17 protein-coding genes are annotated in these 13,753 nt (G+C 38.6%); 2 read left to right on the plus strand and 15 right to left on the minus strand.

The window, feature by feature from the left end; all coding sequences use genetic code 11:
* Nucleotides 1-59: 59 nt before the first annotated feature.
* Nucleotides 60-1,046: a M28 family peptidase gene (locus C8P64_RS03075; RefSeq protein WP_211307584.1), complete on the minus strand. Its 987-nt coding sequence runs from the start codon at nucleotides 1,044-1,046 to the stop codon at nucleotides 60-62.
* Nucleotides 1,047-1,140: 94 nt separating this feature from the next.
* Nucleotides 1,141-1,824: a class I SAM-dependent methyltransferase gene (locus C8P64_RS03080; protein ID WP_108171259.1), complete on the minus strand. Its 684-nt coding sequence runs from the start codon at nucleotides 1,822-1,824 to the stop codon at nucleotides 1,141-1,143.
* Nucleotides 1,825-2,064: 240 nt separating this feature from the next.
* Here C8P64_RS03080 and C8P64_RS03085 point away from each other — a divergent pair, with 240 nt between their 5' ends.
* Nucleotides 2,065-3,342: an FAD-dependent oxidoreductase gene (locus C8P64_RS03085; RefSeq protein WP_108170580.1), complete on the plus strand. Its 1,278-nt coding sequence runs from the start codon at nucleotides 2,065-2,067 to the stop codon at nucleotides 3,340-3,342.
* Here C8P64_RS03085 and C8P64_RS03090 read toward each other — a convergent pair.
* The 13 genes from C8P64_RS03090 to C8P64_RS03135 form a co-directional block, all read right to left on the minus strand.
* Nucleotides 3,339-4,034: a DUF2490 domain-containing protein gene (locus C8P64_RS03090; protein ID WP_245889648.1), complete on the minus strand. Its 696-nt coding sequence runs from the start codon at nucleotides 4,032-4,034 to the stop codon at nucleotides 3,339-3,341. The two genes, C8P64_RS03085 and C8P64_RS03090, sit on opposite strands and share 4 nt — an antisense overlap.
* 147 nt (nucleotides 4,035-4,181) lie before the next feature.
* A complete protein-coding gene (locus C8P64_RS03095; protein WP_211307585.1) occupies nucleotides 4,182-4,802 on the minus strand; it encodes a carbonic anhydrase in 621 nt (206 codons plus the stop codon).
* A gap of 146 nt (nucleotides 4,803-4,948) precedes the next feature.
* A complete protein-coding gene (locus C8P64_RS03100; protein WP_108170582.1) occupies nucleotides 4,949-5,608 on the minus strand; it encodes a hypothetical protein in 660 nt (219 codons plus the stop codon).
* Nucleotides 5,609-5,627: 19 nt separating this feature from the next.
* Nucleotides 5,628-6,353 (minus strand): hypothetical protein, encoded by a 726-nt coding sequence (locus C8P64_RS03105; protein ID WP_245889649.1) that lies wholly within the window; start codon nucleotides 6,351-6,353, stop codon nucleotides 5,628-5,630.
* Between the two features lie 211 nt (nucleotides 6,354-6,564).
* Entirely contained in the window at nucleotides 6,565-6,954 is a 390-nt protein-coding gene (locus C8P64_RS03110; RefSeq protein WP_146167172.1) for a hypothetical protein, read from the minus strand.
* Nucleotides 6,955-7,042: 88 nt separating this feature from the next.
* Nucleotides 7,043-7,198 (minus strand): hypothetical protein, encoded by a 156-nt coding sequence (locus tag C8P64_RS16455; RefSeq protein WP_156067604.1) that lies wholly within the window; start codon nucleotides 7,196-7,198, stop codon nucleotides 7,043-7,045.
* 162 nt (nucleotides 7,199-7,360) lie between these two features.
* Nucleotides 7,361-8,293 carry a M64 family metallopeptidase gene (locus C8P64_RS03115; protein WP_108170585.1) on the minus strand — a complete coding sequence of 311 codons (933 nt, stop codon included), beginning with the start codon at nucleotides 8,291-8,293 and terminating at the stop codon, nucleotides 7,361-7,363.
* Nucleotides 8,294-8,485: 192 nt separating this feature from the next.
* Nucleotides 8,486-9,013 carry a thioesterase family protein gene (locus C8P64_RS03120; protein ID WP_108170586.1) on the minus strand — a complete coding sequence of 176 codons (528 nt, stop codon included), beginning with the start codon at nucleotides 9,011-9,013 and terminating at the stop codon, nucleotides 8,486-8,488.
* A gap of 177 nt (nucleotides 9,014-9,190) precedes the next feature.
* A complete protein-coding gene (locus tag C8P64_RS03125) occupies nucleotides 9,191-9,379 on the minus strand; it encodes a hypothetical protein (RefSeq protein ID WP_108170587.1) in 189 nt (62 codons plus the stop codon).
* On the minus strand, nucleotides 9,379-9,546 hold the full coding sequence (locus tag C8P64_RS16460) for a hypothetical protein (protein ID WP_156067607.1): 168 nt from the start codon (nucleotides 9,544-9,546) through the stop codon (nucleotides 9,379-9,381). Before C8P64_RS16460 ends, C8P64_RS03125 begins: the two co-directional genes overlap by 1 nt.
* Before the next feature lie 29 nt (nucleotides 9,547-9,575).
* Nucleotides 9,576-9,731 (minus strand): hypothetical protein, encoded by a 156-nt coding sequence (locus C8P64_RS16465; RefSeq protein ID WP_156067610.1) that lies wholly within the window; start codon nucleotides 9,729-9,731, stop codon nucleotides 9,576-9,578.
* Nucleotides 9,732-9,845: 114 nt separating this feature from the next.
* A complete protein-coding gene (locus tag C8P64_RS03130) occupies nucleotides 9,846-11,201 on the minus strand; it encodes a hypothetical protein (RefSeq protein WP_108170588.1) in 1,356 nt (451 codons plus the stop codon).
* A 232-nt stretch (nucleotides 11,202-11,433) separates the two neighbouring features.
* Nucleotides 11,434-12,894 (minus strand): serine hydrolase domain-containing protein, encoded by a 1,461-nt coding sequence (locus tag C8P64_RS03135; RefSeq protein ID WP_108170589.1) that lies wholly within the window; start codon nucleotides 12,892-12,894, stop codon nucleotides 11,434-11,436.
* A 173-nt stretch (nucleotides 12,895-13,067) separates the two neighbouring features.
* Between C8P64_RS03135 and C8P64_RS03140 the strand changes: the two genes are divergently transcribed.
* Entirely contained in the window at nucleotides 13,068-13,742 is a 675-nt protein-coding gene (locus C8P64_RS03140) for a class I SAM-dependent methyltransferase (protein WP_108170590.1), read from the plus strand.
* Nucleotides 13,743-13,753 lie beyond the last annotated feature (11 nt).

Raw genomic sequence — 13,753 nt, forward strand, 5'->3', positions numbered from 1 at the left:
TCTTTTCATGGTTAAATAAGTTCTATATACTTAAAATAAGCGGTGTAATTAAGGAAGTACTAATTTCCTACCTCTTCGTATAAATAAGAATCATAGGATTCTATAGCGTTAATGATAAGCTTTACCGCGCTTATGTAAAACTCCGGATTAATATTCTCGAAAGTATCTGTAGACTGGTGATAATCCTCATGGTCTTCTACTCCAAAGTAAACATATGGAATATCGTTAGCAAAAAATACACGGTGATCTGAAGAGTATGTCCAGTCATCCTGCCCGATGTTTCCCGGTTTATCGTGACCAAAAAGCAGTTTGAGATCATAGGTTTCAATATTATCTAAAGCTTTTTTTAAAGTCGGGTTATGATAATAGCCTGAGGCGTAAAGCTCCCTGGAATCATTGTGAGCAATCATATCCATGTTTATATTCAAGGCGATATCCTCTATTGGGAACGGGAAATTATCCAAAAAATACTGGCAGCCTAAAGAATTGATCTCTTCTGCATCTACTGCTGCAAAAACCAGGTTATGTTTAGGAGACCTATCTTTAAAATAACTGGCTATGCTTATTAAAGCAGACGCTCCCGCTGCATTATCATCGGCCCCGTTAAAGATCTCGCCATCAATTATTCCCAGGTGGTCAAAATGAGCTGTTATGATGATATTTTTGTTCGTCTTTCCTTTTATAACGGCCAATACGTTGCCTCCGGTAACTGTAGTGTCAGGAACATTCATATAATCCTTGCCTGGATTTAGAACAGGGTAAACTTCCTGCCTGAACTCTTTTTTGAAGGTATATGGGAATTCTTGAATATATCCTGATGCGATTAGCGGTTCTACTCCAAGAGAATCGAATTGGCCGGCAATATATTTTTGTGCCTTATAATTTCCTACAGTTCCAAAGAACCTTCCTTCCAGAGAATCATGAGAGATCACTTTTAAATTATGCAGAAGCATGTCTTCATTTATTTCTATTTTTTCTGAAGTCTTTTGACCGTGAACAGTACTCAGGCAGAATAAAAAACAGAACAGGTATATATATTTCATCATATCTTAAAGATCAGGAATTCTTCACTCTATTCGCCTGAAGCTCGTTCTTCGGGAAAAGGGCACAGCGGGAAAAAATTTAAAAAACAGGTTTATCCTATTTCATGGCCTGAAGATACACCCAAAAATCTTTATTGAAGGGAGTTTGTATATTAGAAAATCCTGCATCTTTTATCCATTCTTTTTGCGCGGGATAATTCGTTGGCCTGTCGAAAGCTTCATAATGCTCCATGATCCATTCCCATTTTTCCCCGTCTGGGAAGGTTCTCTCTACGAATTCTTTCCATCGCTCGAGCAATGCGGGATGCTCGGGATGGTCCTTGGATATCATAAGATCACAATATGAAAAGATCCCTCCCCGTTTTAGGGAAGAGTAAATTTTTCTGAACATGGATCTCTTTTCAGGATCTTCGCAATGGTGCAGGCTGAACCCGGCAACAACAAGGTCATAAGTATCCCTTTCAAATTCAAATTCATTAAAATATCTGTTAGCATAGCTCATATCATGATCCCGAAACAGTTTCCGGCATAATTCAATCATTTCTGAAGAGGCATCTACCAAAGTATATTTTGCCTCGGGAAATCGGGATAGTAGTCTACTGGTAACATTACCGTTTCCGCAGCCAAGATCCAGAATACGCTCAGGCTGAAAATTATCTGGCAGATATTTTATAAAACTTGAGATAAGATCAGCATAACAAGGGACACAAGCGATCATGTCACTCGTGTAGTTCTTTGAAAATTCGTTGAATTCCAGGGCTATGTTCTTTTCTGTACTCATTTCCTTCCGCTGCTTTTTATGATTTAAAACCCTCATTGCAAGATAATTGCAACTATTAAATGTATGACAATTAATTTATTTCTACCTCAGAAGTTTTTTAAATGTATTTGGCTGTTTCTCAAGAATACCGGATCGATTCCTTTGGCTTTATAGCTGAAGCTTAGATTATTGTAATTCTCTTAACTTTTGTATAGTCTGAGAAAAAAACAGAAAGTTTATTTTTGATTAAGCTTTCTTCTTATGGATAAAAAAGATTACAAGATCAATATAATTGGTGCCGGTCTTAGCGGACTTGCGGCTGCAAAAGTTCTGGAAAATCACGGCTATCATCCCGAGATCTACGAAGCTTCAGATGCGGTTGGCGGGAGAATTAAAACAGATCATGTTAAAGGGCATAGGTTGGATCGCGGTTTCCAGGTTTTATTGAGCCAATATCCAAAAGCAAAGCAATACCTGGATTTCGATAAATTGAATCTTAAAAGTCTTAAACCGGGGGCAGTAATCTTCAGTAAAGGAAAGAAGAGCAGAATTGGTGATCCCTTAAGAGATTCCTCGCTTTTGCTATCCAGCGTTTTTTCAGGAATTGGTACCCTGGCAGATAAATGGAAGATCCTGAAGCTGAATCTAGAACTCAAGAAATTAAGTCCGGAGGATATTTTCCAGGAAAAGGAAACCACCACCATGGAATACTTAAAGCAAAAAGGCTTTTCTGAGGATATCATAACTAATTTCTTCAGACCCTTCTTTAGCGGAATTTTCCTGGAACCAGATCTAAGAACTTCTTCGCGAATGTTTCGTTTTGTATTTAAAATGTTTGGGGAAGGAGAAGCCGTAATCCCTGCTGCAGGAATGGGCGATATCTCCCAGCAGCTGGCAGGAAACCTCAACAATACAAAAATACATTTCAACACTCCGGTGGAGCAGGTCACAGATTCAACACTTATACTTAAAGACGGCAGGGAAGCAAAAAGTCATTTTACCATTATCGCTGCTGAAGCCTCTTCCTTGGTTTCTAACCTCAGAAATCAGCAGATGGATTGGAAATCCTGCCACTGCTTCTATTTTACTTCAAAAACCGCGGGGATAGACGGAAGGATCATTGGGCTTATTGCAGATGATTCAGCCTTGGTAAACAATATTTTCTATCATTCATCACTCAATGATTCCGAAGTAGACCAACATCTTATCTCAGTAACCATAGTAAAAGAAACTGAGCTCGATGCAAAACAATTGGAGTTCAGGATAAGAAAAGAATTAAAGGAATATTGCGATATAGAGGTTGATGAGCTTTTGAAGCATTACGAGATCAAAAAGGCATTGCCAGACCTAAATAGTCTACAATATGAGATCATGCCTACCGAGACTAGACTTAATAACCGCATCTTCCTGGCCGGAGACCAGTTGCTTAATGGGTCGCAGAATGCCGCATTGCTTTCAGGTGAACGTGCTGCCCTGGGAGTAATTGAAACTCTTGAAGGTGGAGCCATTACGGCAGAGATCACCAGCGAATATCGTTAGAAGTTTTGGTGCAGGCTGAATTGTAACTGACCTTTCTGCCAGTTTACCGTGGTTTGTTCCATCCACCCCACTTGGACCCTAAGTTTATCACTTAATGCATAACCTAAACCAAGATATGTACGGTTCCGGTCGAAATACTGTACTTCCCTGTCATTGCCTATTTTGCGTTCGCCATTTATGAATAGTTCATTATAAAAGGCAAAATAATAGGTGTTTTTGACCAGGCTAGTATTGTTAAAGGGAATATTTACAAATAGATTGTAACGATAACGCGTTCTGAAATCCTGGTCTTCTACCCATCTCTGTTCATACCGAATCCTGTGAGTCAGTAATAACCTTTTTAGAACAGTATTGGAAAATAAGGCCTCCTGGTAGATCCTGCTTTCGGAAACCGGGTTATCTATATCCCTGCCGTATTGACCGGTAGTCACATTCCCATATCCAAGAGTGAATTTCACCCCGGAATTCTCTGGAGTGTAAGTAATACCGGAACGCAATAGAAGTTGCTCCCGGTCGCCCAGACCTCGCCAGTCACGGTATTGAAAATCTCCCTGGACTCCCCAGTTCGAATCCTTGAAACTGGCACTGTAAAAATACATGTACCATGCACCCAATTGATCTTCATCTGGTCCCTGCCCCCTGGCATTAGTTACAATAAGAAGGAACAGGGATATGCTTAAAAATTTTCTCAAAGTCATAGTTCAAACTTATTCAATTCCTTTGAACTTAGGAAGGCTGGTGATGGTTTCTTCAATAAACTCCACCTTTCCTGAATGCAGGTTGTAAACCGCTCCAACGATAAGTGTTTCCCCAGACTCAAATTTCCGGCTTAGAATAGGCTAAAGGTTTCGCAGTAGCGCTACCTGTTCAATTACATTAGATCTTACCGCAAGATCCAGTTCTTCCTTGTCATTAAGCTGGGCTGCTTTGGCCTTTAGAGCTGCGGGCTTTATGGCATTTATAAGAGTTACTACATGCCCGGGAGGATTATCTGGTAATTTCATGGCTGCATCTACAGCACCACAACTTTCATGACCTAACACAACGATAAGCTTGGTGCCCAATGCCACGGTACCATATTCTATGGTGCCGTAAGAAGCTTTAGCCATCACCTGTCCTGCCGTTCTGGTAATAAAAAGATCACCAACGCCCTGGTCAAAAATGATCTCGTTAGGAACGCGGGAATCGGCACAGCCAATGATAGTAGCAAAAGGTTTCTGTCCTAATTCATTATTTTTGAGATCGGCCTCAGATTGCCTCGGACTAATACTTTTATTTTCGGCAAACCTCTTGTTGCCATAAATAAGTTTCTTGAGACCATAATAAGGATCGGCATAGGCACTATCCCGGTCTGCAAAATATACATCTGGTTTAACATTCAGCAATTTCTCAACAGTTTGGGATTGAGCTTTTATGAAGAAAGTCATCAGAAACACCACTAAAAATAAGGAAGTTTTCATAATGTTTAATTTATATCTTGATTAATTAAACAAAAATACTTCAGAAAAGAATCTCCCGTTCCTTTTTAACTATAATTTAATGATTTTCAGTATGTTAAAAACACAGAGATCAATCTTTTAATATCCTATTGAACGAACAGTGATGACTATTCCATGAATTCGATCTCCACCAGGTAATAATGCGGGATATTGAATTCCTTTCCGAAATTTTCCGGATCTATTTCAGACTGGGCTACCCGGCAATACGAACCTGAGCCATCAGGGTTCCTGTTGGGAGTTATTATAGACATGATGTGGAAGCTATCATCGGCATTTTCTTTCAAAATCTTCTTACTGCCGAAAAAATCCTTAGCTACGTATCTCCCATTTTCATGCATCACTGGGAAAAAGGACTGCTTACTTCCATACCTTTCACCTCTTATCCAGAATTTGATGTCATCACGACCTACTTTGCTAAGCATCTTGAAAGATGTTTCTGAAGAGTCAATCTTAAAAAATTCGGTTCCGCGTTCATCGAATAATATTGAGGTATTTATCAATTCACCATTTAGGAATTCCTTTATTCTTAGAACATAATATTTTCCCTGGATAGCTTCCCCTTTGAAGAAGAATTCAGTTTGATTCACATTTTCGAAATCGTACAGCGTCTGAAGATCTTCATCTTCGACACCGTATTTAATAGAAACGCTTATCGTCGCAGTGTCTGCCTTCAACTGAGCCTGGGAAAGCTCGGAGGTTTCAATAGAATTGCTCTGTGCAAAAATCAGCAAGGGCATCAAAAGGGCCAATAGTAAAACTTTTTTCATAGTAAAGATTTGAAGGTTTTTATGGAATGAGGATAGGTCCCAGTATTTCGAACCAGAGGTAAAAGCCTACCGGTCCTCCTATAATTCCGCTTAATATAAATTCGGTTCGAAATTTTCGAGGCATGATATTACATATTACGAATATGCCAACCCCGGCACCTATGAGAGCCAGGATAATTGGCACAACACCGGGATGAAGAAAATAATATTCTGAAATATACATTTCATCCCCTCCAAAATAATTATCCCCGCCATATATAACGGTATAGCCTACTGCATGTAGAAGATTGAATACTTCCCTAAGCCAGAACAGGGATAGAAAAACAGCCAGCCAATCCATAAATTTCATTCCGAACTTTCGTATGCTCTTCCTCCTATTAATTAAGATCAACAATCCAACACAACCAGTTAAGATGGTAGATAATGGTCCACCTATCGTTATCCAGAAACTATCTGAATAGAGCTTTTGCATCAACTTATCAAATTTCTCCTGCTGCTCATAAGGAAGATCATTCTCGATCTCATAGGTATGATGCGCGTAGATCGTGTCCAATTCTTTAATAAGGGCTGATTGATCTGTCGACATACTTCCAAAATGCAAGGTGGTATCGTAGCCGGCAATTTGTGCTGGGATTATATGTCCATATTCATGGCTAATGGTACCAATTACGGTAAACAGCATGAAGGCAGCGGTAAATATCAGGAGATTCTTAAAGATGATCCAGGAGCTTAAAGTTAGAGACAATGTTTATCCTAGAAAGATCTGACTTTGAGCAGGGATCAAAATTGTAAGATTTTTCTTTCTGTAAATTAAAAGTAATAAAACTTTTTCAGAAAAATTCCGGTATCAGGATTGATCGAAAGCTTCTTACTATCCTGCATATATTTAAATCCCGATTAACGGTCTGGCCTATTCCGGGATTAGATAAATGAGCCTAATAAATTCAGGAAAGCATTTATGCTTTTTCCTTGCAATAAATTATAATTTGCCCTCGCTGGGTGGACATTATGGTGAAAAAACCGTTCCCGTTAGCATTAATATGTTCAATATAGGCACAGGCAACAAAATCATCACCCCTCATTTCCCTCAGAAAATAATCCCCCTTTTTTGATGTTTCTCCATCACAGGTTTTGGTAATTTCATAGAGACTAGTCGAAGAAAGCTCACCTTTATAATAACGCTCAAGCTTTCCGTTTTTATAGAATTTTAAAAGAGCTCCCGGACTGTCTTCGCGACTCCAGGTTCCCAGAATCTCCTTTTCCAGTTCGGCTTTGGACTGATAATCCTGAGCATTGGCAGTGAGGGTAAAAAAAATAAAAAGTAACAAGGTCAATAAATAATGCATGTTATGATTTTTGAAGCAGCGAAGAAACTTTTGCATTAGCGCTACTGCAGGTTTAGAATAAGGTGAATAGATCAAGGATATGATTGGATCACTCCACTTTTTCGGTCCTTACGTGATCGTGAGGAGGTTTTCCCAGGAGACCTTTCTCAAAATGATCCCAATCGTAGATGAGAAGGAAAATGAAAATGGTCGCAGCCCCTAATACAAAGAATTTGATATCCCTACTGGTAATTTTAATGCTCATGAAAATTATTTATGTTGTTTGAAATACAGGGCTTTAAACCTCGTTTTTCAAAAGAATTATACGGTAACAGCAATACTTAAAAAAAATGCGGTAGTAGGGAAACCGCCTCTTTAAGGCTTATTGGTAGCCCAAGTTAATTAATTTCTTTCAATTATATTCAGCTTAAGGACAACCTATAGCTTTTTCTAATCTATCCTCCACAATTTTTCTCTGTACCGGGGAAAACTCAATAGCGTTATAATCTGTTCGCATGATCGAATTTTCCCATTCCCGCCAGTAACCTGTAGGCACATATCTCGCTCCCTCATACCAGGAACCTGGATTATAGGTAAGTACATTCAACTTTGGTTCTTCCAGGAAAAAGCCCTGTTGCTGCTCCATCGCACATTTTGATAACTGGTCTACATATTCATCATCTAAATTTCCAAAGGAATGCCCGAATTCATGCCTTATCAAATATTTAAAAATCGGTCCGCTATCATGTTTTGAAACTATCATATTAGACACTTTAGTATCTTTTATAGAATTATATTCGGATACGCCTGGAAATTCAGATCCACCAGAATACACCTTTGTATTCGCAATTATAATCGTGTAAACGTAATCTCCCGTAGCATAATCCCCAAAAAGAACCTCCAGGCTGTCTCTTTTCTCTGATTCCATCCCCAAAAGCCGCTTAAGACCTACCTTATTACTAAAAACTTCCCATGGAGTATCTGAGATTGTATTAATGCCCGTAGTACCACTACATGGGCTTGTATACTCTATAGATCTTATCCCAGATGTTTCAGACGGAGAGTCTACCCGGTAAAAGTTCAAATTGTTTGCTGAAGATTTAAAAGGTTCCATTTCCAGGATGGCGCTTTTAGCAGTATCAGATAAGATTTTAAATTCAGGAATTTCAGATTCTGTAAAACCTTCCGCAACGAAAATGATATTGGCGACGCAGCCTTCATTCTTTTCACCAATTATTTCAGGGCAGGGAATTGAAGACTCCAGGCAGGCTTGATTAATGTTCTTTTCTAAAGGCAGATCATCATTCTTACAACTAAAAAATAGTAGCAAAATGCAAATCAAAAGGAGTGCTTTTTTCATAAAATATATTTTGAACCCTGATGATAGAATCGCGCGGTTATTTGGAACAGGCTAACGGTCTTCTTTAAAAACAAATGCAGAGGTAGGGATACTGCCAGGATCTTTCAGCTCATGAAAATAATTTTTTTTAAGGAATTTCCCTCCAGATCGAGATAAAAATCAATTTTTTACTACTGAAAAAGCAAATTAAGATCAATTACGCATTAAAATTTCATGATCATCATTGAACATTTCCATGATCTCTGGAGAGGGAGGCATTTCAGCTTTTTCCATTCCACTGTCTGCAATGATCTTTCGTATATCCTGTGCCTTTTTATTTTTCCAGAAAGTGACCTTGGTAATTCCAATTGCGTAAATCTCACCTTTGCATCTAAAGATCTGCTTATGGTATACCCATTTATCATCCCAGCCATCAAGCACCAGGGTAATGGTAAATTTAGACCAGCATTTTAGGGGGTTTTTATAAATGATCTTCTGGGATCCCAGCACAGGGAACATGCCTTTTTTAATAGTATTATCGTAGAGTTTAGATCGAAATAATAATTCCAATCTTATAAAATCCATGTAATAGAAATATTTTGAATTCGCCATGAACCTCACATCGCAATCCCACAAATTAACCAGCCTGCTACGGCTAAGATCGGCTGCCAGGTCCACCTTTTTCCAGAAAAAACGAGCACCCAGGTAGATGAAGATAATATGCAACCAATAGTAAATCATTTTACCCGTAGAATTAATTTACCTAAAGGTATTCAATATAATCCACTAAGTCCCGATCACTAGTTTTAATATTCTGCAAACCAAGATGTTATCGAAGGATGCGATCTAATCCCTTCTTTGGTTTATTCATCTAAGCCTGCCATATTTAAAGTAAAGTCTTTTTCCCTGCTACCTGCCCTAACCCCGCTTCTCTTTATTTTTCAAATTAAGGATACTTAATACCAGAGAAATGATCACTAAAACATTACCTACAATCCCTATAATTGAACTTTTATCTGGATTCGAAAGATCCAACTCCAGCAGATTATATATAAACACTCCTAAAGCCATGATCAAAATAACATAAGTAAATGCCTTAATTGTCATTATTGAGATGCTTTAAATGGCAACCATTTAAATAATAAGGCGACACCTACAGCCATTAACATCCCAGAAGGCACACCAACAAAGGCAGATTCAAACAGGTTTGCGATTATAAAAAATGTAATAGAAATGAAGACCCCAATTAACTGCAGTTTATTCAATGGTTTCATGATTTGCTCTTAAAATTTCAGAATTGAAATTACCATACTTTTTTGACCTTCCCAATTACAATAAGGGCGATCCCAACTCCCATAGCTGCGCCAATCCAGAATCCATTAATTTCTTTATCCAGGAAAAAATGTCCGGCTATTCCAATTAAAAGCATAAAAACTCCTATTAATCTTATTTTATTCATCCTATTTCTCTTTTGTCTTAAAGGCCTACTTTACGGTTATTATCAATGCAGAAAACTCAAAATTGAGATTACAGCTTTTGATTCTACGAATTCGCTTTAATCGGTTATCTTATTTTAATACCTGAGCATCAGGTGATATTCCAAGACCATGACCTCGGGATCGGCCTCATTTATGGCATTGATAGCTCCTTTATAATCTGCTTCAGATTCTATCAACATCCCGTTTCGATGCTCCCTAAGGTTGGAGAAGAACTTAACCTCAAACCAGACCTTATCCAGAATTTCCAGTTCTTCATCAGTCAGGCTATTAAACTCACTCTGTACCAGGTCAATCTTGTTATCTTTCATCATGGTAAAAGTATTTCCCCTTAATTCATTCAGGCGCTTCTCAGCTATATTTTTAATTCTGCTAGCGGCCTCATCTGTAGTAGGCAGGTTTCGAATGGCTCCCACAACCAAAAATGTCTTTCCGTAGTGAACTTTTGAAATAAGCTCCTGGCCGTATTTAAGTTCAAAAAATTCAGGATCTTCTGCTTTTACCTTAGCGAGCGAATCACTCATGATAAATAAAGGAGAGAATTCATCAAATCCATCGAGATCATAACCACCAGCGAGAAATATTTCGTTTTCAGTAACCGGGTATTGCTCAATGATAGACTGATATAAATTGCTGCTTACGGCTAGTTTCGTATCAAAACCTCTTCCGTTCTCATTAAAAAAATCTGGTAAGCGGTAAGGATACATTAGATCTTCCAGCGGATCGGCTTCCGCCTCCCAGTCACCTGTAGATAAGAGTGAATGACCCCAGTTTTTGTCCCTATAAATTGTTTCAGCCTCACTAAACGGATTGGCCACGGGAACATTAGTATTTGTGTAAAAGCCTGTGCCAACCTGTTCCTGATAGGGATATTCTTCATCCAGAACGATTTCTCCTTCGCTGGTAATGATTACATTTCTTTTATTGGCAGCAGCATCATAAGTTGTGGTAACTGTTCTGCTATTATCTGCAGATGTAAATTCAACTGAAATCAACTCTCCATCCTCAAAGTTATGTACTGCCGTACCTTCTTCGCTATACACTTTTTTCACCGTAGGAAGTCCGTTTTCATATTCGGTTTCAAACCACAGATCTCCCGTGGGAGTATAATATTTAGACCATAAAGGTTTATTGTCCTCGCTGCGACTTACCTCCATATACTTGTGATAATTTGGATCTATACGGTAAAGTTTAGCAGACTTTATATACCCATTTTCAAAATATTCAAATTCTTCGGTGACCCAACTTCCAGAATTTAGGTTAGTATTGGTTTCGGCCTTTTTTATCCAGCCGTTGGGATATTGCTCGATAAGCTCAAAATCTGAGTCAGATTTAATGGAATAATCATTTTGGGGATCTACGTCTTCTTTCTGGCAGGAAGACAAAAACAGGGTAACTGCCACAAGAACAGGCAGGTAAAACTTCTTGTACATTAGATGATATTTAAAAACCTGGGGAAGATATTATTTTACAAGGTTTCAGCCAAATATCGCGGCATTGTTAACTTTTGAAATAGAGCCGTGTACTAGTCTAAACTGGTTTTCTTACTGATTATTTCCCGGAATTATTAATGGCCAACAGGTACTAAAATTCACTTCTAACGGTCTCGTTTAAAACAAGCTAAGTACAGGAAGAAAACCTCATAAAATTCTTTAAAAATATTTTTTACTGGATCTTCTGAAATTGAAATCTACCATTCCAGGTAATTTCCACCTCATTACCGGTAACATTAAATACCACTTCATCACCGCTTTCCAGATCTACAAATTTCGATTTTTCAATAGGACTTAAAACATTCGTATCTCCATTATTAGAATCGTTCACATAAAGTCTGTTATCCTTAACTTCGATATCAATTACATAATTTTCTATGTCTGGCACCTCAAAATCCAGCAAATACTTTCCTGCGAACTTATTCAATTCCTCTTCGTCCATTTCAATGACCTCAACGATTTCCGGGTCATTCAACCCCCAGTTATAATAACTTGAAACAGATCTAATTATCTCCCCCATCAATTTACCTCCATTGTCTGCATTGGTCATTACAACAACTGCCTTTCCTTGATTTGCATAGGAAATTAGGTTATTAGTATACCCTGCATTTTTACCGCCATGCCTGAAAACCAGGGAATCTCCTTCCCATTGGAGCGCCGGTCCAAGACCCCAGTCATCTTTGTGTTTGGTAAGCATTTTATCGACGCTTTGCTGAGAAAGGACTCCATTCTCTTTACCCGCCAAGATCTCCTGAACCTCGATGCAATAAGAAACCAGGTCCCTGGGTGTGGTCCATAATCCCGCGGCTGCCTTTTCGGGATAATTATGCCACATACCATCAATCATCTTTCCTTCCTGGTCATAAGCAGCACTGGCATTCTTTTGATATTCTGCAGGAAGAGGTTGCTGGAAGGTGCTGTTATTCATTCCAATGGCCGGCAGAATATTTTTATCCATATATTCTTCAAAGCTAAGACCGCTAACATCCTCCACTATTTTTTGCATCACCGTATAACCTCCACCGGAATATCTCCAGATACTACCCGGTATCGTATCTACATAGATCCTGGGAGTATTCCCCTTTGCATCTAAAACCTGATTTACAGAAGGGAAGGTGTCGGTTTGCTTATAACCCGGGAAACCATGTACGGTCATTCCTGCCGTGTGAGTCAATAGTCTTCTTAAAGTAACTTTTTCGTTTTTGGTAAACTCGTTTTCAGGAACTTTCCAGTCTTTCAGGTAATTATTTACATCTTTATCCAGATCTAACTTGCCATTCTCAACCAGTTTTAAGACAGCAAGAGCAGACAGTGGCTTACTTATAGAAGCCGCCTGGAAAATAGTATTGGTATCTACTTTCGTACCCTTAGTGGTATTTGCAGTTCCGTATCCTTTAGCCCACTTTATTTTGCCATTATCCACAACGGCAACGCTGACGCCTGGAACATTATAGTGCTCCATTCGTTCTGCTAAATTGAATTTTATCAGGGAGTCTCCTTTTACCTGGTAAGGAGGCTGAAGTCCGTTTTCTATCTCCAGGATATCTGAAGAGGAATCTTCAATTCTATTTTCTTTTTTACATGAAGAGAAAATCAGTACTAAACTGAAAAGAATAAGATTTAGGAATTTCATAGGTAGTTTTATAAATATCTGAATTCAGGAACAATTGGTTTCGAAGTTGAAGTTAATTATTTTATCTGAAAAACTTTCGGAACCTCGTTCAATGACTCCATGTTTCAGCAGCCTGCTTATATTTGTAACGCTGTAAATTGATATTCACAGTTGATTCTAACCGGGCATTAAAAATGAATAAGAAAGGAGGCAAGAGATCTAAGAAACCCTGGGCCACGAAGGCCGCTATGGAGCAGGTTTACGAAATGAACCTCTGGGGCGGAAAGAGTTCCGAATTTTATTCCGGTACCGGATCTCATCATCCGGATATCATAGAGCCTTATATCGAGTTGGTAACCAACTTTTTAAATTCTTTTGAAGATCCGGTTAGTGTATGCGATCTTGGTTGTGGTGATTTTAATGTTGGGAAAGAACTGATAAAATATACCAGCAACTATATTGCGGTAGATATTGTAGAGCCGCTTATAGTACATAATACTGAAAAATTCCAGCAGGAAAACCTGGAATTTCATTGCCTGGATATTGCCAAAGATCCCTTACCCACTGCAGAAGTGGTTATTCTAAGGCAGGTATTGCAACACTTATCGAATGCCGAGATACAGTCTATATTGAAAAAGCTTACCGATTTTAAATACCTGATTTTAACCGAGCATTTGCCCGAAGGGGATTTTGTCCCTAACAAGGATATTATTTCAGGACAGGGAACAAGACTAAAAAAACAAAGTGGTCTGGATATTTCTGCACCACCCTTCGATTTTCAAGCTTTGGAGAAAAGAACATTACTAAAAATTCATTCAGACGATCCTCATAAAGGTATCATTGAGACCAGCCTTTTTAAAATTCAGTAATTCGCAGTTTC

It is taken from the genome of Christiangramia gaetbulicola (genome assembly GCF_003054225.1).
In the GTDB taxonomy this organism is placed as follows: domain Bacteria; phylum Bacteroidota; class Bacteroidia; order Flavobacteriales; family Flavobacteriaceae; genus Christiangramia; species Christiangramia gaetbulicola.